This window comes from Brachybacterium sillae (genome assembly GCF_025028335.1).
Lineage (GTDB): Bacteria > Actinomycetota > Actinomycetes > Actinomycetales > Dermabacteraceae > Brachybacterium > Brachybacterium sillae.
This window is the reverse complement of the sequence record NZ_JAFEUW010000001.1, coordinates 2,154,423-2,175,378: the sequence shown is the minus strand read 5'-3', so window position 1 is coordinate 2,175,378 and position 20,956 is coordinate 2,154,423. Positions and strand designations below refer to the sequence as shown.

16 protein-coding genes are annotated in these 20,956 nt (G+C 71.6%); 5 read left to right on the top strand and 11 right to left on the bottom strand.

Going from position 1 to position 20,956, the window contains the following annotated elements; translation table 11 throughout:
- Positions 1–31: 31 nt before the first annotated feature.
- The 6 genes from JSY14_RS10010 to JSY14_RS09985 all read right to left on the bottom strand — a co-directional run bounded on the left by JSY14_RS10010 (position 32) and on the right by JSY14_RS09985 (position 6,289).
- Complete coding sequence (locus JSY14_RS10010; RefSeq protein WP_259558774.1) at positions 32–2,341, bottom strand: [protein-PII] uridylyltransferase family protein; 2,310 nt, start codon at positions 2,339–2,341, stop codon at positions 32–34.
- Position 2,342: 1 nt separating this feature from the next.
- Complete coding sequence (ftsY, locus tag JSY14_RS10005) at positions 2,343–3,665, bottom strand: signal recognition particle-docking protein FtsY (protein ID WP_259558772.1); 1,323 nt, start codon at positions 3,663–3,665, stop codon at positions 2,343–2,345.
- 83 nt (positions 3,666–3,748) lie between these two features.
- A complete protein-coding gene (locus JSY14_RS10000; protein ID WP_259558770.1) occupies positions 3,749–3,895 on the bottom strand; it encodes a hypothetical protein in 147 nt (48 codons plus the stop codon).
- Positions 3,896–4,069: 174 nt separating this feature from the next.
- On the bottom strand, positions 4,070–4,495 hold the full coding sequence (gene ndk / locus JSY14_RS09995; RefSeq protein ID WP_259558769.1) for a nucleoside-diphosphate kinase: 426 nt from the start codon (positions 4,493–4,495) through the stop codon (positions 4,070–4,072).
- A gap of 10 nt (positions 4,496–4,505) precedes the next feature.
- Positions 4,506–4,940 (bottom strand): DUF4233 domain-containing protein, encoded by a 435-nt coding sequence (locus JSY14_RS09990; protein WP_259558767.1) that lies wholly within the window; start codon positions 4,938–4,940, stop codon positions 4,506–4,508.
- Positions 4,940–6,289 carry a bifunctional folylpolyglutamate synthase/dihydrofolate synthase gene (locus tag JSY14_RS09985; protein WP_259559659.1) on the bottom strand — a complete coding sequence of 450 codons (1,350 nt, stop codon included), beginning with the start codon at positions 6,287–6,289 and terminating at the stop codon, positions 4,940–4,942. Before JSY14_RS09985 ends, JSY14_RS09990 begins: the two co-directional genes overlap by 1 nt.
- A gap of 337 nt (positions 6,290–6,626) precedes the next feature.
- Here JSY14_RS09985 and JSY14_RS09980 point away from each other — a divergent pair, with 337 nt between their 5' ends.
- Positions 6,627–7,400: a hypothetical protein gene (locus JSY14_RS09980; protein ID WP_259558765.1), complete on the top strand. Its 774-nt coding sequence runs from the start codon at positions 6,627–6,629 to the stop codon at positions 7,398–7,400.
- Positions 7,397–8,980 (top strand): lipase family protein, encoded by a 1,584-nt coding sequence (locus tag JSY14_RS09975; RefSeq protein WP_259558762.1) that lies wholly within the window; start codon positions 7,397–7,399, stop codon positions 8,978–8,980. The genes JSY14_RS09980 and JSY14_RS09975 overlap by 4 nt, the downstream gene beginning before the upstream one ends.
- Positions 8,981–9,056: 76 nt before the next feature.
- Here the strand turns inward: JSY14_RS09975 and JSY14_RS09970 are convergent, their stop codons facing one another.
- Positions 9,057–9,485 carry a hypothetical protein gene (locus JSY14_RS09970; RefSeq protein WP_259558760.1) on the bottom strand — a complete coding sequence of 143 codons (429 nt, stop codon included), beginning with the start codon at positions 9,483–9,485 and terminating at the stop codon, positions 9,057–9,059.
- Between the two features lie 251 nt (positions 9,486–9,736).
- On the opposite strand from JSY14_RS09970, the gene dsdA reads away from it, so the two are divergent.
- A complete protein-coding gene (dsdA, locus tag JSY14_RS09965; RefSeq protein WP_259558758.1) occupies positions 9,737–11,029 on the top strand; it encodes a D-serine ammonia-lyase in 1,293 nt (430 codons plus the stop codon).
- Positions 11,030–11,106: 77 nt separating this feature from the next.
- Here the strand turns inward: dsdA and ileS are convergent, their stop codons facing one another.
- Positions 11,107–14,394 carry an isoleucine--tRNA ligase gene (gene ileS / locus JSY14_RS09960; protein WP_259558757.1) on the bottom strand — a complete coding sequence of 1,096 codons (3,288 nt, stop codon included), beginning with the start codon at positions 14,392–14,394 and terminating at the stop codon, positions 11,107–11,109.
- A gap of 482 nt (positions 14,395–14,876) precedes the next feature.
- On the opposite strand from ileS, the gene JSY14_RS09955 reads away from it, so the two are divergent.
- Complete coding sequence (locus tag JSY14_RS09955; protein ID WP_259558756.1) at positions 14,877–15,149, top strand: 2Fe-2S iron-sulfur cluster-binding protein; 273 nt, start codon at positions 14,877–14,879, stop codon at positions 15,147–15,149.
- Between the two features lie 43 nt (positions 15,150–15,192).
- Here the strand turns inward: JSY14_RS09955 and JSY14_RS09950 are convergent, their stop codons facing one another.
- The 3 genes from JSY14_RS09950 to JSY14_RS09940 all read right to left on the bottom strand — a co-directional run bounded on the left by JSY14_RS09950 (position 15,193) and on the right by JSY14_RS09940 (position 19,277).
- The gene (locus JSY14_RS09950; RefSeq protein ID WP_259558755.1) at positions 15,193–16,998 is read right to left on the bottom strand and encodes an ABC transporter ATP-binding protein; all 1,806 of its coding nucleotides are present in this window, start codon (positions 16,996–16,998) and stop codon (positions 15,193–15,195) included.
- Positions 16,998–17,831, bottom strand: coding sequence for an SDR family oxidoreductase (locus JSY14_RS09945; RefSeq protein ID WP_259558753.1), 834 nt, complete (start codon positions 17,829–17,831; stop codon positions 16,998–17,000). The genes JSY14_RS09950 and JSY14_RS09945 overlap by 1 nt, the downstream gene beginning before the upstream one ends.
- Positions 17,832–17,993: 162 nt before the next feature.
- On the bottom strand, positions 17,994–19,277 hold the full coding sequence (locus JSY14_RS09940; RefSeq protein ID WP_259558751.1) for a dicarboxylate/amino acid:cation symporter: 1,284 nt from the start codon (positions 19,275–19,277) through the stop codon (positions 17,994–17,996).
- Between the two features lie 236 nt (positions 19,278–19,513).
- On the opposite strand from JSY14_RS09940, the gene JSY14_RS09935 reads away from it, so the two are divergent.
- Complete coding sequence (locus JSY14_RS09935) at positions 19,514–20,818, top strand: hypothetical protein (protein WP_259558750.1); 1,305 nt, start codon at positions 19,514–19,516, stop codon at positions 20,816–20,818.
- The last annotated feature ends 138 nt before the right edge of the window (positions 20,819–20,956 follow it).

Below are 20,956 nucleotides of genomic sequence, written 5' to 3'. Positions count from 1 at the left end.
TCGGGTCGCGGGTCGGGCGGGTGGCGGCCGGTCACCTGGAGGCGGCGTCGACGAGGTCGGCCAGCAGCGCCTCCAGGGCCGCCGGCGGCAGGGGCCGGCCACGCAGGTCGGTCAGGTGGAGGGTGTCGACGGCCCGGCCGCCGATGGTCAGCACGTGGGCGGCCCGCACCCGGGCGCGGTGGAGGGTGACGGTCTGCGCCACGTCCGCCAGCAGGCTCGGACGGTTGCGGGCGTTGACCTGCACGACGCTGTGCCCACCGGCGGGGTCGATGAGGATGCTGACGACGGGGATGTCGCCGACGCGGCGGGCGGGGGCAGTCGGGGGCACCTCCAGCACCCGGGCGGCCGGGTCCTCGCGTCGCTCCACCTCCCGCTGCAGCGCCTGCCGCAGTGCCGCGGGAGCGGGCAGGCCGCGGCCCGGCACGGTCACCCACCAGGTGGTCACCATCGCCTCGGGGGTCGAGGTGGCGGTGCCCCGCCGCACATCCAGATCGAAGCGCACCAGCACCCGCGTGATCGCCGCGAACACGCCGGGGGCGGGAGGGGCGGCGAGGGTGATCTCGGCGTCCCCGTGGTCGCGGACACCCGGCAACAGCACGTGGGGGCATCCGCTGCGGGCCACCTCCGCGCGTATCCGGGTGAGGGCGTCGCGGCGGGGTCGCAGCTCCTCAGCCGGGTCGGGGGCACCGCGGGTGAGTCGGCCGCGCAGACGGGCGGTGAGGTGGTCGACGAGGTCGGCGTGGCGGTCCGTCCAGGCGGCGGGCCCCGTGGCGCGCGCATCGGCCTCGGTGAGTGCCCGCAGCAGGGCCAGCTGCGCGGCGTCCCCGTCGACGGCGCGGTGCAGGGCCGTGAGGGTGGACTCGTCGTCGGGATCATGTTCGATGGCGAGGGCGAGCAGGGTCCGGTGCTCGGCGACCACCCGGCCGAGGCGGTCGGCATCGGGTGGGCGGCAGCCGAGGGCGAGGGCCGCCTCCCGTGCCAGCTCAGCCCCTCGCGTGGTGGCACTGGCCTCGGCCCCGGCGACCTGCCCGGCAGCGGCCCGGCCGAGATCATGCAGCAGGGCCGCGAGGAGCAGCAGGTCGGGCCTCTCGACGGTGCCGAGCAGGGCGGCGGCCTCCCGCACCGTCTCGATCTGGTGGCGGTCGACGGTGAAGCGATGGACGGTATCACGCTGAGGCAGATTCCGCACCTCGGACCAGTGCGGGATCAGCGGCGCCCAGGCACCGTGCACGTCGAGCGCCTCATACACGGTGGTGAGGTGTTCCCCGGCGAGGGCATCCACCAGGACGTCCCGCTGGGCAGGGTCCAGGGGATGGTGGGGCGGGTCGGCGGCGAGGCGCCGCAGTGTCGCGTCGGACAGCGGCAGACCGGTCACGGCGGCGTGGCGGATCGCGGCAAGATCCCGCAGCGGGTCTCGACTGGCGGGATCGACCGACACCTCGGCCGCCTGGACGATCACCCCGTGGTCGCGGCGCTCCAGGGCAGGGCGGCGCCCGGCACCCGATCCGACGGTGGCACGCCCACCGGGGGCGGCGGCCCCGGTGGCGGCGCGCAGGGACCTCTGCAGCTGCCACTGCACGACGCGGGAGGCCTGGGCGAGCTGGGTGAGGAGCTCGTCGGCGCCGCGCAGACCCATCAACGCGGCGACCGGCTCCTGGTCCTGCCGGCCCAGGCGGGTACTCGGCCGAGCCGTGACGATCTGCAGCGCGTCGCGGGCGCGGAGCAGCACCTGATCGGCATGGTCGACGACCGCGTGGTCGTGGTCGGCGAGCCAGGACTCCGCCAGAGCACGAATCAGGGCGATGTCCCGCAGACCTCCGCGGTCCGTGGCAAGGGTCGGTTCGGGGGCGTGCGCGAGTGCCGGATAGCGGGCGGCGAGGCTGTCGAGGAGGTCGGTGAGATCTCCCACCCGGCTGCGGGCGGTGGCGCGCCACCGGACTCGCACCGCCGCCACGGCCGACTCGGCGAGGTCGACATCCCCGGCGAGGAACCGCAGGTCCAGCAGCCGCACGCCGCTCTCGAGCGAGGTGGTGGCGGTGGCGACGGCCTGCTGCGGGGTGCTGACGGTCGCGTCGAGCCGCTCCCCCGTCGCCCACAGCGGATGCCAGAGGGAGGTCGCGAGCTGATCCCGCTCGGCGTCGGGGAGCTCGGGATCGACGATCAGGGCGAGGGTCAGGCCGGTGGCCGGTCCGGGGGTGCGACGGCCGAGGTCATCGAGCGCGAGGAGCGCCGCCCCGGTGGCGGGGCCGTCGGCGGTGCGCCACAGCTGCGCGAGACGGGCATCCAGGGTGTCGCTGCGGGACCGGCGCGCGGTGTCCCCGACGCGGGGGTCGGCGCTCACCTCACTCCCCGAGCAGGGCCTCCACGAACCCGTGGGGGTCGAAGGGAGCCAGATCGTCCATGCCCTCGCCGAGGCCGACCATCTTCACCGGCACGCCGAGTTCACGCTGCACGTTCACCACGATGCCGCCCTTGGCGGTGCCGTCGAGTTTGGTGAGGACGATGCCGGTGACGTCCACGGCCTCCCGGAACACGCGGGCCTGCTGCATGCCGTTCTGACCGGTGGTGGCGTCGATGACCAGCAGCACCTCGGCGACCTCGTCACCGTGCAGGGCCTTGGCGGCGACGCGACGGACCTTGCCGAGCTCGTCCATCAGGCCCTTCTTGTTCTGCAGGCGCCCGGCGGTGTCGATGACGACCACATCGACCCCGGCGTCGATGCCGCGCTGCACCGCATCGAAGGCGACGGCGGCGGGATCGGCGCCGTCCCGGTCGGACCGCACGGTCTCCACGCCGACGCGGGATCCCCAGGTGGTGAGCTGCTCGGCGGCGGCGGCACGGAAGGTGTCGGCGGCACCGAGGACGACGGTGCGGCCCTCGGCCACCAGCACCCGGGCGAGCTTGCCGACGGTGGTGGTCTTGCCGGTGCCGTTCACCCCGACCATGAGGATGACGGAGGGGACGTCGGTGCCGTCGGGCGCCTCGCGGCGGCTGGCGGCCAGGCGCCGGTCGGCGGACGGGTCGATCAGGGCCAGCAGCTCCTCGAAGAGGGCGTCACGCACCACGGCGGGTTCGCCGTCACCGATCACCTGCATGCGGCGGCGCAGGTTGGCCATGAGTTCGTCGGTGGCGTCGGGGCCGAGGTCGGCCAGCAGCAGCGTCTCCTCGATCTCCTCCCAGGTGGCCTCGTCGACGGTGTCGCGGGTGAGGAGGGTCAGCAGGCCCCGGCCGAGGGCGCCGGAGCGGGAGAGGCGCTCGCGCAGGCGACGCATGCGATCGCCGGCGGGCTCCGGCTGATCCAGGGCCGGGGTCTCACGGCGGGTGGGCGCAGCGGCAGGTTCCGGGCTCGCCTCGACGGGCGTTTCGGTGTCGGTCCCGGTCGCGGTCTCGACGGCCGGTTCCGCGGGGGCCTCGACGGCGGCCTGAGTGTCCGCCTCAGCCGGGGCCGTCGGGGTGGCTGCCGGAGCGGAGAGGGTGTCACCCCAGGTGGGGGCCGGGGGCCGCTCCTTCGTGGCGACTCCGCCGCGGCGGGTGCCATCGGTGTCGGTGTCGCGGGGGCGGGAGTCGTCCTTCGGGCGCCGCAGCAGGGCCCACCCGCCGGCACCGAGCACGGCGAGCCCTCCGAGCCCGCCCGCGACCAGCGCCACGATGTCATTGGGATCCACAGGTCACCTCCGAGGTCGTTCCATGCCGCCGGGCGGCTCGGCCATCGGCCAGTCTAGGGGCGGGCCGGGCTGCGCCCGCGACCTCAGCGGCGAGGGGCGGGGCGGCGACCGCGGCGGCGCGACGGCTTGTGCGGCTGCTTCTTCAGATGCGGCAGGGACACGGCGGTGACGACTCCGAGTCCGGTGGCGACGGCAACAGCGAGATAGGCGGCGGAGATCCCCAGGGTCATGTCTCCATTCTGAGGGGAACGCGGACGCGTTCCGGCCAGGTGGTCGCCGTGTCGGACACACCGCGGGACACGCGCCCGGGCCGGTGTGCGATTCGTCCTCCTGCGCGCCTCGGCCCCGTCACCGGGCGGTGACGGGGCCGAGGAACGGGTCCCCGCAGGCGCGGGGTCGGCGGGTCAGCCGAGTTCGGGGAACCAGATGCTGATCTCGCGGGCGGCGGACTCGGGAGAATCGGAGCCGTGCACCAGGTTCTGGATGACGGGCAGATCCCATTCGCGGCCGAGGTCACCGCGGATGGTGCCGGGTGCGGCCTGCGTCGGGTTGGTGGCGCCCGCCAGGGAGCGGAATCCGGCGATGACGTTCTCACCCTCCGCGACCACGGCGACCAGCGGGGCCGAGCCCATGTAGTCCACCAGCGACTGGTAGAAGGGCTTGCCCTCATGCTCGGCGTAGTGGGCGGCGAGCTCCTCCGCGGTGGCGGTGCGCTGCGACAGGGCGACGATGTCATACCCCTTGGCCTCGATGCGGCGCAGGATCTCGCCACGCAGGTGGCGCTGCACGGCATCGGGCTTGAGCAGGATCAGGGTGCGTTCGGTGGTCATGGCAGGGAGCCTAGCGAGATGCGCGGGGGTTCTGCGCGTCGTCGGCCTCAGCGCGGGCGGAGAGGACCTGTCGATCCACCTCGTCCTTCTCCCGGTCCCACTGGTTGCCCTTGACGAGTCCGTACAGGTAGAGCGCGGCGAACAGCAGGCCGAGCGCCCACATGGCGGAGACGACCGTGCCGAAGGCGATCACCGGGATCTGCAGCGCCAGCCCCACCAGGTACGGGGCGGCGCTGCAGCGGCGCATCCACCCGCTGCACAACAGCAGCGCTGCGGCGAGGGCCAGCCCCCACGTCCAGGCGAGGGTGCGGGTGTCGGGCTGCAGCTGGTGGGCGGCGAGGGTCGCGAAGACGATCACCAGCGCCTCGACGGTCAGGGTGGTGGCCGAGAGCATCCGCTGGGCGCCGTGGGCCCGGCCCGAGGGGGTCAGGTCGATCAGCGGCATCAGGCGTCGGTGTCCCGTCCGAACAGGGCCCGCACCTCGGCGGCGAGCGTGACGGATCCGGCGACGACGACGCCGCCGAACTGCTCACCCCGCTGCTCGGCGAGGTCGACGGCGGTCTGGATGGCATCGGGCAGGGACGCCTGCTCGTGGACCCTCTCGTCGTCATCGAAGATGTCCCGGGCGAGGTCGCCGAGACGGTCCGTGGGGATGGCGCGCGGCGAGCTGGACTGGGTGATCACCACATCGTCGAACAGGGGCTCCCAGATCGACAGGATCTCCTCGGCGTCCTTCTCCTGCAGGATGCCGACGAGCCCGACGGTGTGGGTGAAGCGGAAGTTCTCCCGGACGGTCGAGACGAGAGTGAGCGCCCCGGCGGGGTTGTGGGCGGCGTCGACCAGCACCGTGGGCGCCTGCCGGACGACCTCGGCGCGGCCCGGGGAGGAGACGTCGGTGAGGGCCGCGGCGAGCATCTCCCCGTCCAGCGGGCTGGTGCCATCGCCGAGCAGTCCCTCGCAGGCGGCGACCGCCACCAGGGCGTTGTGGGCCTGATGTTCGCCGAGCAGGGACAGGAACAGGTCTTCGTAGCGTCCGGCGATGCCCTGCAGGGTGATCTGCTGCCCACCGACCCCGGGGGTGCGGGAGAGCACGGCGATCTGCTCGTCCTCGATCGCCGCTTCCGCCCCGAGCTCCTGGACCTTCGCACGCAGCACGTCGGCGGCGTCCTGGTACGGCTGGGCGGCCAGGATCGCCAGGGCGTCCGAGCGCAGGATCCCGGCCTTCTCCCCGGCGATCTGCGCGACGGTGTCGCCGAGGTACTCCTGGTGGTCCAGCCCGATCGGGGTGATGACGGTGACGTCGGGGTCGACCACACCGGTGGCATCCCAGGTGCCGCCCAGGCCCGTCTCGACCACCGCGACGTCCACCGGGGCGCTGGCGAACGCCTGGAACGCCATCGCCGTGAGGTATTCGAAGAACGTCAGCGGCGGGCCCCCGGCGGCCCGGGACTCCTCGTCGACGATGAGGGCGAAGGGCTCCACATCGCGGTAGGCCTGCACGAAGTCCTCGTCGGCGATCGGCATCCCGTCCAGGGCGATGCGCTCGGTGGGGCTGTGCAGGTGCGGGCTGGTGGTGCGGCCGGTGCGCAGGCCCGCTTCCCGCAGGATCCGCTCGATGATGCGGGCGGTGGTGGTCTTCCCGTTGGTGCCGGCGATGCGGAGGGACCGGTAGCTGCGCTGCGGGTTGCCCATCAGGTCCATCACCCGGCGGATGCGGGAGAGGTCCGGCTCGATCTTGTTCTCGGGCGCGCGCGCCAGCAGAGCGGCGTACACCTCCCGCATCTCGGGCGACATCGGGGGGTGGGGCGGGCGCGGCACGGAGTCTCCTGGGGAGAGGTGGTCAGGGCGAGCGTCAGTCTACGAGCCGTGCGGGGAGGGTGACGGACCGGCCAGGGCCCGGGCAGGCGGCCCCGGGGGTGGTGTCGCAGGACTCGTGGACGCGGGTTTTCCTCCCCACGTCCCGGTTGTCCCCGACGGATCGTCGTCGGCGGCGCGGCGGCGACGAGATCCGCAGACTCGACGACGCCGGGGGCACATCGCCCCTGGGCACCGCCCGGTCATACCCGCACAGCCGAGGAGACCGACACCGTGCCACCGGTCGGCGGTGCCACCGTCCCGAGGAGGAGTTCCGATGACGCTCACCCTTGCGCTCCCCGAGGCCCTGGCCGTCCTGTGCTCGGAAGGGTCGGAACCTCACGCATGGAACCCGGTGTATCGGTTCCTCAGCCGAGACTCCGCGGGGCACCGGGAGTCCCACGCGCCGGGATCGTCCCTGACCTGCGATGCCGAGGTGTCGGACCTGCTGCGGCGTCATGTCGAAGCGCCGGCCCTCATCGTCCTGGCCGTCCAGGAGGGGGCCACCACGCACCGTCTGCGGGTGGGGCTGCACGCTGACGGCGCCACGGTGGAGACCTCCCACGGCGAGTCTCCGCCGACCTGGGAGGAGCTTCCGGCGCGGGAGGCCGGTCGGCGGCTCGCCGCCGCCCTGCCCGAGAGGCTGCGCTCCGCCGCCCCCGAGCTCACCCAGGGCTCCCCCGCACTCCGCCGGGGACCGACTCCGGCGCAGGCCGCCCGTCTCGCCGCCGCGGTGCGGGATGGGGCTCCGCTCGCCCAGGCCGTCGACCAGCTCGGGGAGGCGGATGGGGACCTCCGCGACCTGATGCTCGCCGATCGGGACCGCGTGAGCCTCACGCTTTCACTGACCCCTGTCCCCTCCACGGACGAACCGGTTGTCCTCACTCGCCTGTGGGTGCGTGGCGATCTCGGTCTCTACCGGATCGACAGGTCACCGCGCCTGCGGCCCGAGGCTCTCCTGGTGGCGGACGGTGATGTCCTCCGCACGCTCCTCGCCCTGCTCCAGCAGGGGCTCTCCCGTGTGGCCGTGACCGAGGGGGCCGGACGATGAGCACGTTCTGGGGGATGGAGACGGAGCACGCCCGGGCGCATGCCGAGCGGCTGCGGGCGGGCGGGATCTCGATCGTGGAGATGTCACGCCGCGTGGAGACCCGGATCGGGAGCATGCCGTGGTTCGGCCCCGACGCGGAGGATTTCTGCAACCGATGGAGGCAGCTGCGCGCCGGACTGCTGCACTCCTGCACCCAGTCCCTCGACGAGCTCTCCTTCCGCCTGGAGGGAGAGGCCGCCGAGCAGGACGTGACGTCGGGACGCGACGGCACTGACCCCGGTCCCGCGCAGCCTGTCCGCATCCTTCCCGTCACCGAGGTGGGAGAGGGCGGTGCGGGGTATCTGCACGAGGACACCCCCTGGATCCCGAACTGGCTCGAGCACCCGGCAGAGTTGCGGGTCGCCAGTGCGGTCGAGAGCGGCATCGACACCCTCATGGGGGCCGGTGGCCTGCTGAGTGACGGCATCTCCGATGCTGGCGACCGCTTCGGGTGGGAGATGGACGGCGTCGAGCAGTTCCATCGTGATGCCGAGCACGCCGCGCAGGCCTACGCCGACTGGGTCACCGGCGAGCGCGTCCCCACCTACGCCGAGCTCATCGCCTCGCATGCCCTGGTGCTGGGTGCCGGCGGCACGGCGCTGTACGAGATGGCGACCGGCCACGACACCGGATTTCTCGATGATCGTCCCGGCGGTCAGATCCACAGCATCACCACCGACGCCGCGCCGCAGCCGTCACCGCAGTCGCTGCGGGATCTGATCCTGGAGAACAACGCGCTGCGCCGTGCGAACCCGACTCGCCGTGCGCTGGAGACCGGCAGTATCGGGATCCAGGAAATCCGCCCGGCATCGGGAGGCGAACCGGCCTTCATCGTGCAGATCCCTCCGACGGAGGGCGCCGACATCCGCGACGTGCCCGGCGCGTGGGGTCGCCAGGGCAACTCCCGGGACTGGGCCTCGAACGTGCGCCTGGTGGCGGGCCAGGATGTCGCGGCCATGGATGACGTCCGCGCCGCGATGGCCCGGGCCGGCATCCCGCCAGGCGCGAAGGTGATGCTGGTCGGCCACTCCCAGGGCGGCATCATCGGCAACCACCTGGCGGCGGATCCGACATTCAACAACACCTCGGGGGTGGAGGGCTCCTACAACGTCACCCATGTCTTCTCCGTGGGCTCTCCGGTGCAGACCGTGGCCCCAGCACACCCCGGAACCCAGTCCGTGAACGTCTCCCACACGATCGACGCCGACCCCTCCGGCCTCAGCGGTGACTACATCGCAGGTCTGGACCTGGGGGGCGCTCAGATCGACGGCCGCATGCTCGCCGCACCGAATCAGCACGAGGTGTCCCTGCCCGGGTACCCGCAGGCCACGACCAACCCGATCAGCGTGCTGGCGCACAATCACGATGCGCTGGGCGACGACGGGGAGACGGACCTCGGATACGCGGGCTCCGTGGCACGGCACACGATGACCGACCCGACACTGCGCGCCCTTCAGGAGGACCTCACCGGGGTCTATATCGGAGACGGCACCTACGTGGCCCGGTCCCATGTGGTCGAGGTCGGTCGCGGGGCGCCGTGATGTCGTCGCGACGCTCGCGGCGAACCGCCCGCAGCGGAGGCACCTCCGCCCGTGCGGCCGGCGTGCGCCGGACAGATCAGTCCAGCCCGTACCGCCCATACAGGGATGATGCCGTCACGTACATGAGGCGGTGGTCCTCGCTGGGGAACTCCGGGTCCAGGGCGAGGGCATCGAGCTCGGTAACCTCGCTCAGCACCCCGGTGATCCCGCCGACGACGACGTCATCCTCGCCTCGGTCATGCAGCAGCGTCACCGCAGCGCGCATCGCCTCGTCGTAGATCGCCAGGCCCGTCGTCTCATCGGTGGCATCGAGGGAGACGGTGCCCGTCACTGACATCCTGAAACGGTTGTCCCTGCCGGACTCGAGGTCCGCCCCCGACACCCCCTCGACGTCCTCCATCGCCTCCCCGACGGCAGGACCGAGGGCCGGGCCCCGTCCGCAGCTAGCCAGCACCAGCCCTGCTCCCGCCAGGGCAGCTCCCATGAGGGTGCGGCGCGCCACCATGTCCCCTCCCTGCGTGGATTCGCCTCATCGTGGTTCCCGTCATCGTGCCACGGGCGCAGAGCTCCTGACACTGCCACCCCCGGTATGGGGATGCGGCCCCCACCGCCGGGCCCCTGCGGAGGTGCTCCACCGGTTCCGCAGGTCGAGCGAGCGGGCTGGGCGAAGATGGAGTCGCCCGAGACCGGTCACGGACCTGCTGCACGGCGCCGCGGACCCAGCCGGACCTGATCGTCCCACCTGCAGGAGGTCGCGTGAGCACCCCGTCCCTCACCCCGCAGGGTGATCCCGTCCTCGAGGCCCTCGTTCGCCGCGTCGAGACTCTGTGGCTGCGTCGCCCGGCCGAGTCCGTGCCGGACCTCGCCCCCGACGGTCAGCTGCGTCGCGCCGTCGACGACGCCCGGGCGCGGCTGCAGCGTTTCGCACCCTGGTTCGAGGCCCACTTCCCCGCCACCCGTGCCACCGGCGGCATTCTCGAATCGCCGCTGCAGGCCGCACCCGCCCTGGAGGACCGCCTGTCTGCTCTCCACGGGGTCGACCTCGCCGGCCGTCTGTGGCTGAAACGGGACGACATCCTGCCGGTGAGCGGATCCATCAAGGCCCGTGGCGGTATCCATGAGGTCCTCGCCGTCGCAGAACGAGTCGGACCGCAGCGGGCCCCAGAGCACGGCATCGTCGTCGGTTCCACCGGCAACCTGGGCCTGTCCATCGGGATCGTCGCCACCGAGTTCGGGTTCCGCACCACCGTGCACATGTCCGCCGATGCGAAGCAGTGGAAGAAGGACCTGCTGCGGGCGCGGGGTGCCGAGGTGGTGGAGCATGCGGGGGATTTCACCGCCGCCGTCGAGGCCGGCCGGGCCGCTGCCGCGGCGGACCCGTCGACGCACTTCATCGACGACGAGGCCTCAGTGGACCTGTTCAGCGGGTATGCGGTCGCGGCCCGCCGTCTGCGACATCAGCTCGAGGCTCTGGAGGTCCCCGTCGACACCGAGCATCCCCTGATCGTGTACCTGCCGTGCGGGGTCGGCGGCGGCCCCGGTGGGGTCACCTTCGGGCTGGCCCTCGAGTTCGGTCCGGCGGTGCACTGCGTGCTGGTGGAGCCGGTGGAGGCCCCGGCGATGATGCTCGGTGTGCGCACCGGCCGGCACGCCGAGGTGAGCGTGCAGGACATCGGCCTCAGTGGTCGCACCGCCGCTGATGGGCTCGCGGTGGGGCGACCCTCTCGTCTGGTGGGTGAGCGGGTGGGGCCGCTGGTGAGTGGTTTCGCGACGATCAGCGACGAACGGATGCTCGCGCTCGTCGCGCTGTTGGAGGAGACGGAGGGGGTGTGCGTGGAACCGTCTGCCGCTGCCGGGCTGGCACTGCCGTGGCGGGTGCAGCAGCAGGTGGTCACCGACACGCAGACCGGGTTGACGAGGCAGCAGCTGCAGCGCGCCACCCATGTCGCATGGCTGACGGGCGGGGATCTGGTGCCTCCAGCGGAACGGCAGGCGATACTCGCCCACGGCCGGGCAGCCCTGTCGGCGGTGCGCTGGGGCATGCCGTAGGGCGAGTACGCCACGCGGCGGCGCGGGCCGGCTCACGGGATGGGGCCGTCCGGGCACAGCCCCACCCCGCTGACCGGTCAGGCGCGGGTCACCGACACGGTGACGGAGCCCCCGGTGACCTTTTCCGTCGCCGTGTGCGCACCCGCGGGGGCGGGGCCGATGGTGACGTCCACCGCGAGCACCTCCCCGGCGACCATCGCCTGGTGGGTGCGCACCGCCTGCACCACCGGTTCGTCACCCTCGACGGTGAGGTGGATGCGGTCGGAGACGTCCAGACCGGCGTCGCGGCGGGCCGACTGGATCGCCCGGACCACATCTCGCGCGGTGCCCTCGGCCTCCAGCTCCGGAGTCAGACGCGTCTCCAACACCAGGAAGTCACCGCCGCGCAGCACACCGATGGCGGTGCCCTCCGGGACCGCATCCCCGGCCACCAGATCCAGGGTGTATTCGCCGTCCTGCAGTTCCAGACCACCGGCGGTGACGGTGCCGTCCTCCGCGACCGACCAGTCGCCGGACTTCGCACCCTTGATGGCCTGCTGCACCTGCTTGCCCAGGCGGGGACCGGCGGCGCGGGCGTTGACCGCGAGCCGCTGCTCCACACCGAGGGAGCGGGCCTCGTCCCCGGAGACGTCCAGCAGCCGCACCTGCTTCACGTTGAGCTCGTCGGCGATGATCGCGGTGAAGGGCTCCAGCCGGGCCACATCGGAATGCACCACGGTGAGGGTGGACAGCGGCTGTCGGGCGCGGATGCCCTCCTTCTTGCGCAGCGCGTTGCCGGCGGAGGCGATCTCCCGGGTCTCCTCCATCGCGGTGAGCAGATCGTCGTCGACCGGGAACAGGTCGGCGTCGGGCCAGTCCGTCAGATGCACGGACCGCTCCCCCGTCAGCTGCTTCCAGATCTCCTCGGACACCATCGGCAGCAGCGGCGCCACCACCCGCAGCGTCGTCTCCAGCACGGTGGAGAGCACGTCGATGGCCTGGGCGTCGCCCTCCCAGAAGCGGTCCCGGGAGCGGCGCACGTACCAGTTGGTGAGCATGTCCAGGTGCGCCTGGATCCGCTCGGTCGCCCCGACAATGTCGAGGTCCTCCAGCAGCTGGCGGGTCTCGCGCACCAGGATCCCGGTGCGTGCCAGCACATACCGGTCCATGACGTCCTGCGCCTCATAGCGAGGGGCGCCGACATACCCGAGGGGTGTGCCGTCGTCGTCCTTGGGCCCGGCGGCGTTCGCGTACAGCGCCAGGAAGTACCACACGTTCCACAGCGGCAACACCGTCTGCCGCACCGCATCTCGGATGCGCGGCTCGTCGACGATCAGGTTGCCGCCGCGCAGGATCGGCGAGCTCATCTGGAACCACCGCACCGCGTCCGAACCGTAGGTGTCGAACATCTGCTGCGGATCCGGGTAGTTGCGGCGGGACTTCGAGGCCTTGAACCCGTCGTTGCCCAGCACGATGCCGTGGCAGATGACGCTGGAGAACGCCGGGCGGTCGAACAGGGCCGTCGCCAGCACGTGCATCACGTAGAACCAGCCGCGGGTTTGCCCGATGTACTCGACGATGAAGTCCGCCGGGTTGTGCTGCTCGAACCAGTCGCGGTTCTCGAAGGGGTAGTGCACCTGCGCGAACGGCATGGAACCCGAGTCGAACCACACGTCGAGGATCTCCGGGACCCGCACCATGCGGCTGCGGCCGGTGGGGTCGTCGGGGTTCGGACGGGTGAGCTGATCGATGTACGGGCGGTGCAGGTCGACGTTCCCGTGCTCATCGCGCGGCAACTGCCCGAAGGCCTCCTCGATCTCCGCGAGCGAGCCGTAGACCTCGATGCGCGGGTGGTTCGGGTCGTCGCTCTTCCACACGGGGATCGGGGTGCCCCAGTAGCGGTTGCGGGAGATCGCCCAGTCGCGGGCGCCCTCCAGCCAGGTGCCGAACTGACCGTGTTTGACGTTCTCCGGCATCCAGGTGATCTGCTCGTTCAGCTCGAGCATCCGCTCGCGCTGGTCGGCGACCTTGACGAACCAGCTGGAGACGGCCTTGTAGATCAGCGGCTTCCGGCAGCGCCAGCAGTGCGGGTAGGAGTGCACGTAGCTGGATTCCCGGAACAGACGGGCGGAGCGGGAGAGGTTGCGGATGATCGGCCCGTTGGCGTCGAACACCTGCACCCCGGCGATCTCGTCAAGCTCGGTGCCGCGGAACAGATCCAGGAAGCAGGCGCCGTCATCCACGCTCACCACCACGGGGATGCCGTAGCGGGCGTTGACGACCTGGTCGTCCTCACCATAGGCGGTGGCCTGGTGGACCACGCCGGTGCCGTCGCCGGTGGAGACGTAGTCGGCGACGGTGATGATCCAGGCGTTCTCGAGCCCCCAGCGGGCGGGGTCGGCGGCGTACACGTCCCACAGCGGCCGGTAGTGCACGTACTCGAGATCGGCACCGACGATCCGCTGCGTGGCCGCGGCGGTCACCGCCTCGGCATCCTCGTACCCGAGTTCCTTCGCGAACGATCCGGCGAGGTCCTCCGCCAGCAGGTAGGAGGCCTCCCCCGCGGCGGCGCCGTCGGCTGCACCCCGCGGGCCGGCCGGCACCACCACGTACTGCACCTCGGGGCCGACGGCCAGGGAGAAGTTCGTCGGGAGGGTCCACGGGGTGGTCGTCCACGCCAGTGCCCGCACCCCGTCGAGCCCCAGCTGCTGGGCCTTCTCCCCCTGCAACGGGAAGGTCACCACGACGGTGCGGTCCTGCCGGTCCTGGTACACGTCATCGTCCATCCGCAGCTCGTGCGCGGACAGCGGCGTCTGGTCGTTCCAGCAGTACGGCAGCACCTTGTAGCCCTCGTAGGCGCGGCCCTTGTCGTACAGGGTCTTGAACGCCCACAGCACGGACTCCATGTAATCGGTGTCGTAGGTGCGATAGCCACCCTCGAAGTCGACCCAGCGGGCCTGGCGGGTGACGTAGTCCTCCCACTCGGTGGCGTACTTCATGACCGAGGAACGGGCAGCGTGGTTGAACGCCTGCACCCCCATCTCCTCGATCTCCTGCTTCTCGGTGAGCCCGAGCTCGCTCATGGCCTCAAGCTCCGCGGGCAGGCCATGGGTATCCCAGCCGAAGACACGGTCCACTTTCTGCCCGGCCATGGTGCGGAACCGGGGGATGACGTCCTTGACGTACCCGGTGAGGAGGTGGCCGTAGTGCGGCAGACCATTGGCGAAGGGCGGGCCGTCGTAGAAGGTGAACTCCTCGGCACCCTCCCGCTGGGCGATGCTGGCACGGAAGGTGTCGTCGCGGCGCCAGAACTCGAGAACGCGCTGCTCCAGCTCCGGGAGGTTCGGGGAGGGGACGAGCGGGGATCCGTCGACCGGGTAGGGCATGGGAACGGCTTCCTGACGAGGTGGGTACGGACTCACTGCGTCCGAGGACGCCCCACGGGGCGCGGTACCACCTCGGTTGACACCCCCACCGGTGCAAGACCAGTCGGGGCATCCCCTCGTTCCTCAGCTGTGACGGGCTGGTCCCGGCGGGTTCTACTGGGGACCGCCGTGCCCTCGGGGGCGCGACGATCCGGTTCTTCCCGCGGCTCACCGGTGATGGCCGGGTCGATGCCGATGCGGCCAGTGTACGACCCGGGGGCCTGTCCAGGCGCCCGCATCGACCGCTGCCTGCCCGATAAGTGCCGCAGTGAGTCGGCCGAGTGGGACTGCCGCACGCTGAGGTGACCGGCGCGAGCCGCAGGCGGGACCACTGGACGGGATTCACAGGTGGGAGCCGCCGGCGTCGGTGTGCCACCATGGTCGACGCACCGGATCGTCTCCGGACGCTTCCGTCATCCCAGTCCAGCTAAGGAGCACAGCCCGTGTCGCTGTTCGGCGAGCCCTTCACCGTGAAGACCCTCAAGTCCGGCAAGACCATCGAGGTCGCCGAGGGGCAGACGCTGCTGCAGGCGCTGCTCGACGCCGGCATCCCCATGGACTACTCCTGCGAGGGCGGTGTGTGCGGCACCTGCGTGGTGCCGCTGGTCTCCGGCGAGGTCGAGCACATGGACGAGTTCCTCATGGACGACGAACGTGAGACCCAGATGACCACCTGCGTCTCCCGCGGCATCGGGACGATCGAGATCGACGTCTGACCCGGTAGGGCGCCGCGCGCTAAGCGGCCGGAACCCCGCTGGGTCAGTCCCCGTCGGTCTCCGCCCGCTGGTCCTGCCGCACCATGCGGGCGAACACGCCGTCGGCGGCGAGCAGCTCCTCCCAGCTGCCGCGCTCCACCACCCGTCCGTGCTCGAGGACGAGGATCTGGTCGGCGCTGCGGACCGTCGAGAGCCGATGCGCGATCGACAGGGTGGTGCGACCCCGCGACAACGCCTCCAGCGCGCTGCTCATCGCCTGCTCCGTGCGCACATCCAACGCGCTCGTCGCCTCATCCAGCAGCAGCACCGGTGGGTCCCGCAGGATCGTCCGTGCCAGGGCCAGACGCTGCTTCTCTCCGCCGCTGAACCGGTAGCCGCGCTCCCCCACCACGGTGTCGTACCCCTCCGGCAGAGCAGCGATGTGGTCATGGATCTGGGCGATCCGGCAGGCCCGCTCGAGCTCCTCCTGGGTGGCGTCGGGGGCGGCGAACAGCAGGTTCTCCCGGATCGTGGCGTGCAGCAGATACGTCTCCTGGGTGACCACTCCGACGCATGCCGCGAGCGACTCCAGGGTGACGTCCCGCAGGTCGTGACCGTCGAGCAGTACCCGCCCCTGCGTCGGGTCGTACAGACGTGCCAGCAGGTAGCCGGTGCTGGTCTTGCCTGATCCGGTGGGTCCGACGATCGCGGTGTGGCTTCCGGCGGGGATGGTCAGGTCGAGGTCGTGGAGGGTCGGGGCCTCTGATCCGGGGTACGTGAAACCGACATGGTCGAACCGCACCTCACCGCGGATGCTCATCGGATCCAGCCGCAGGGCGTCCGGCGCCTCGAGGATGGTGATCGGTGCATCGAGGTACTCGAACACCCGGGTGAACAGGGCGAGCGATGCATTCACTTGGGTGGCCACCCGCAGCAGCCCGTTGATCTGCGGGAACAATCCGGTCTGCAGGCTGATGAAGGCGACGAGGGTGCCGATGGTGATGCCGCTGTCACCGCGGGCCATGAGGTGGCCGCCGAGCAGATACGTCAGCGCCGGGAACGTCGCCATGATCGTGGTGAACAGCGCCATCTGCCAGCGGCCCGCCATCTCCGAGGAGATCTCCAGATCGGCGAGGGACCGCGACTGGCGGGAGAAGGAGCGGGTGAGGGCCTCGGTGCGGCCGAGCGTCGCCCCCAGCAGGATCCCTGACACCGACAGCGACTCCTGGATCCCGGCGGAGAGATCGGCCGCCTTCTCCTGGCGGGCCTTGACGATGGTGCGACGGCGCCGCCCCACGCGACGGTTCATCCACACCGCGAACGGCAGCACCACCAGGGAGAACAGAGTGAGGCGCCAATCGAGCGCCACCATCGCCACCAGTGCCATGGCGATGCCCGCCACGGACGAGACGATCTGCGTCATGACGGTGGTGACCACCGCCTGCATCGAGCCGATGTCGCTGAAGATGCGTGACTGGACCTCACCCGTGCGGGTGCGGGTGAAGAACCCCAGCCCCATCCGCTGCAGGTGCGCGTACACGGCGACCCGCAGGTCGTGCATCACGGCCTGCCCGACGCGGGTGGAGAGCATCGCCTGGGTGACCCCCAGCGCCGCCGACACCACGGTGACCGCGATCAGGCCGACGACGCACCACAGGAGGACGTCGAGTCGCTGCTGCGGGAGGGCGACGTCCACGATCTCCCGCACCAGGAACGGGGAGACCACCCCGGCCGCGGCCGCCCCGGCGATGAGCGCCAGGACCGCGGCGAGGGTGCCCCGGTACGGGCGGAACAGGCGCAGCACGCGGGGGACGTCGGCCCGCTGCCCCGGCGGGAGCCCCTTCCCGTCGCCGATCTCGACCGGGCGCATCACAGACCCGCGCCGCGGGCCACTTTGTGCTGCGCCGCCTGCGCCAGCGGCCGCACCGTGATGAGGTCCAGGTTCACGTGGTGCGGCACCTGGAGGGCGTAGGTGATGACATCCGCACAGTCCTCAGCAGTGAGGGGGTGCTCCACCCCGTCGTACACGCGGTCGGCGGCCTCCTGGTCACCGCCCAGGCGCACCAGGGAGAACTCCGGCGTGTGGACCATGCCGGGTGCCACCTCGATCACTCGGATCGGCTCGCCGTTCAGCTCGAGCCGCAGGCCCGCCGCGATCATGTGCTCCCCGGCCTTGGCGGCGTTGTAGCCGACCCCGCCCTCGTACGCGGCCTGCGCGGCGGTGGACGACAACACGACGATGCTCGCGTGGCCGTCGGCCCGCAGCGCCGGCAGCAGGACCTGGGTGACGCGCGCCGTGCCCAGCACGTTCGTGGCGTACATCGTCTGCCACTGGTCGAGGTCGGAGGATTCCACCGGGTCGACGCCGAGGGCGCCACCGGCGATGTTCACCAGAGCGGTGAGGCGGCCGTCGAACTCCTCCTCGACACGCCGCGCAAGCGCCTGGACGGAGGCGTCCTCTGTGACGTCCACGACCTGCGTGCGCACGCCCGTGGCCTCGGCGAGAGCCTCGAGCCGCTCAGCGCGGCGGGCGACGGCGAGCACGTTCCAACCCTCGGCGGCCAGGCGCTCGGCGGTGGCGCGGCCGATGCCCGAGGACGCGCCCGTGACGACGACGCTGCCGCGGGGCGTGGGAGCGGTGGAGGCGGGGGTGGTGTCCGGCGCGGGGTCCGGGGCAGGGCGCGAAGCGGGGTCGGAGCTCATGGCCTCAGCCTACGACCGGGGCAAAGGGCGGTCCCCGCGCAGTACCCGTGCGTGCCGCCGTCTCCGCCGTTCGCATGATGTGCCACCCCAGTTCCACACACTGGAACAGACACAGCACCTCGCGCGTCGCCCGCACCGCGTGCCGGGCCCCGGCGCTGGCGGTCAGATCGCCACGGAGCCGTCGGCGCCGATGTGGCGACCCTCCGCGGCTTCGACCTCCTCGGCGTGCTCGAGCATCCGCTTCGGCGCCAGGCGGGAGATGATCGCGGCCAGGGCGCCGTCACCGGTGACGTTGGTGGCGGTGCCGAAGGAGTCGATCGCGATGTACGAGGCGATCATCAGGCCCACAGCGGCCTCACCGAAGCCGAGCATGGAAGCGAGGATGCCGGTCGCCGCCATGATCGCGCCGCCGGGCACACCCGGAGCGGCCACCATCGTCACGCCCAACATCAGCACGAAGCCGATCAGCGTCATCACATTCAGCTCCATGCCGGTCATGATCATGATCGCGATGGCGAAGGTGGTGATCTTCAACGTGGAGCCCGCCAGGTGGATGGTGGCGCACAGCGGCACCGTGAAGGACGCGATGGCGTCGGGCACGCCGTTGCGGCGGGTGCACTCCAGGGTCACCGGGATGGTGGCGGCGGAGGAGCTGGTGCCGAGCGCCGTCGCGTACGCCGGAAGCATGGTCCACAGCATCCTCAGCGGGTTCCGTCCGACGGCGATGCCCGCGATCGTGTACTGGATCAGCAGCACCACGATGGTCATGGCGAACACCAGCAGCACCACACCCAGCAGGGTGGTGATGACGGTCCAGATCTGGCCGTTCATGGTCAGGCCCAGGAACATGCCGAAGATGTACAGCGGCAACAGCGGGATCAGCACCGCGGAGATGGTCCACTCGATGATGGTGCGGAACTGATCGAAGCCTTCATGCAGCGCCCCCGGTTTCACCAGCGTGAGTCCGATGCCGATGCAGAACGCCAGCACCAGGGCCGTCATCACCCCGAACACCGGGGGGATCTCGAGCGGGAAGTAGGGCGCGAGGGCGGAGTCCTCAGGGTTGTCCAGGGAGCCGACGGAGGCTCCCGACAGCAGGCGCGGCAGCACCAGCACGGACACCGCCAGGGCGAAGAAGCCCGAGAGGATGGTGGAGAGGTACGCGATGCCGGCGGTGATGCCGAGCAGCTTGCCGGCGCCACGGCCGAGCTCACCGATCGCGGGAGTCACCAGGCCGACGATCACCAGGGGGATGAGGAAGCCGAGGAACGCGGAGAAGATGCCGTTGAAGGTGGTGAAGATCCGTGCGATCGGCACGGGCATCACCATCCCGAGGAGGATGCCCAGCACGATCGCGATGAGGATGCGGGGAAGCAGTCCGATCCGGCGACGGGAGGGGCGGGCGGGCGTGGCGGCCTGATCGGCCGCGGGAGCGTCGGTGCTCATGCGGGAACCGTCCTGTGGGGGCGCCGAAGCGCCAGGGGTAGGGATCAGGGCCAGAGTATCCATCCGGTCGGCCGGGTGGGGAGGCCGTGCACGCCACGCACTGACCGGGGTACCGGGCACTGCACCACCCGGCCCGGATCCTCCCGTCCCGTCGGCGAGGCGTCCGGGGTGAGAACCTGCACCGTCGGAGACAATGGAGGTGTCCTTCGTCGCCGCCCGAAGAGAGGGGAGTCGCCATGGCCCGTTCGTACGCCACCGTCGGCCAGATGATGAGCTACGCGATGGACCGGGTGTCCGCGGCGCCCGACGTGGAGCGCACCGTCCCGCGGCGACTGCGCACCGAGGCGATGGCCCGACACATGCTGGCCTTCGTGCTGATGTCGCCACGCAGCCGCGAGGCCTTCCTCACCACGATCGCCGGCTCCCCCACCCCCACCAGTGCCTTCACGGCCGAGAGGCGCCTGCGCAGCACCGCCCCCGACCTGGTGGCGGAGGTGCTCGGCGAGGGGGCGGAGGGCCCGGAGCGACCGCGGGTGCTGATCGCGCTGCGAGTCGACGGTGCTCCGTCGACCGCACGGCTGGAGCAGTGGGATCAGCTGCTGGGCCCCGGCCCCGGAGGGGTGTTGCTGAGCATCACCCGGAAGGCCGACAAGCCCCGCGGCGAGGAGGCCACCGGGCCGGGTCGACTGGTGGCATCGACCTGGTCGCGCATCGGCAAGCGGATGCCGAAGGCCGATCCGGCGCACGCCCACCTGTGGGAGACGATCGCGGAGTTCGGGGAGAGCGCCGCCGCGCCCGTGGTGCAGCTGCCTCTGGATCCGCATGCGCTGCTGCGGGATGCCTCCGTGGCGAAGGAACTGCGCGCCCACCTGGACGTGTTCCTCCACGCCTCTCGGACCCTGTTCGGGGTGGCACCGCATTTCTCGACGGTGCGCGGCCGCGTCCCCCATCTGCGGGCGGGCGCCAGCCGTGGCCGCACCGGGCTGGAGTTCGGCGACGTCGTGGAGGGGTCGGCATCGCGTTTCGTCGCCCCGGGCACGGCCCCGGTCCCGCTGGGCATCGGGGCGCTCACCGGTGAGGAGGAGCAGCTGGCGGCCGAGGAGCACCTGGCGGTGCTGGCCCGGCGCAGTGTGTGGCGCACGTCGATCTCTGCGGTGCCGGTGCCGGAGGCGATCATCGGCACCCCCGCGACCGCCCCGATGGACGGGGCGCGTCGGCTGCTGTGGGCGGTGCTCAACCCGGAGCTGCTCGCCGACCGCGGGTTCACCGTCGCGCCGTCCCGGATGCAGCCCGCCCTGACCCTCACCGAGCTGGGCCTGCGCCTGCGCTCCACCGACGATCCCCAGGGGCCGGTGTACCGCATCACCGTCGGCGGCACCGACCGGTGGAAGACCCTCATCCCGCGGGTCACCCGCGAGGCCCATGGCACGCGCGGCGAGGAGACCTACGCGGTCGCCCCGCAGAAGGGCTGGTCCACCTCGGACTTCGTGTGGGAGGTGCACCGCGCGCTGTACTCCCTGACGATCCCACCGCGCGGCTGACCGGTTCGGATCTCTCCCGACGACACCGGGGACGGCGCATGCCCCCGGGTCCGTGGAACCGGGGGCATGCTTCGCGCAGCGCCGTTCTGATCGGGCTCGGGTGTGCAGCCCGGGGGAGAAACAGGTCGGATCGGAACA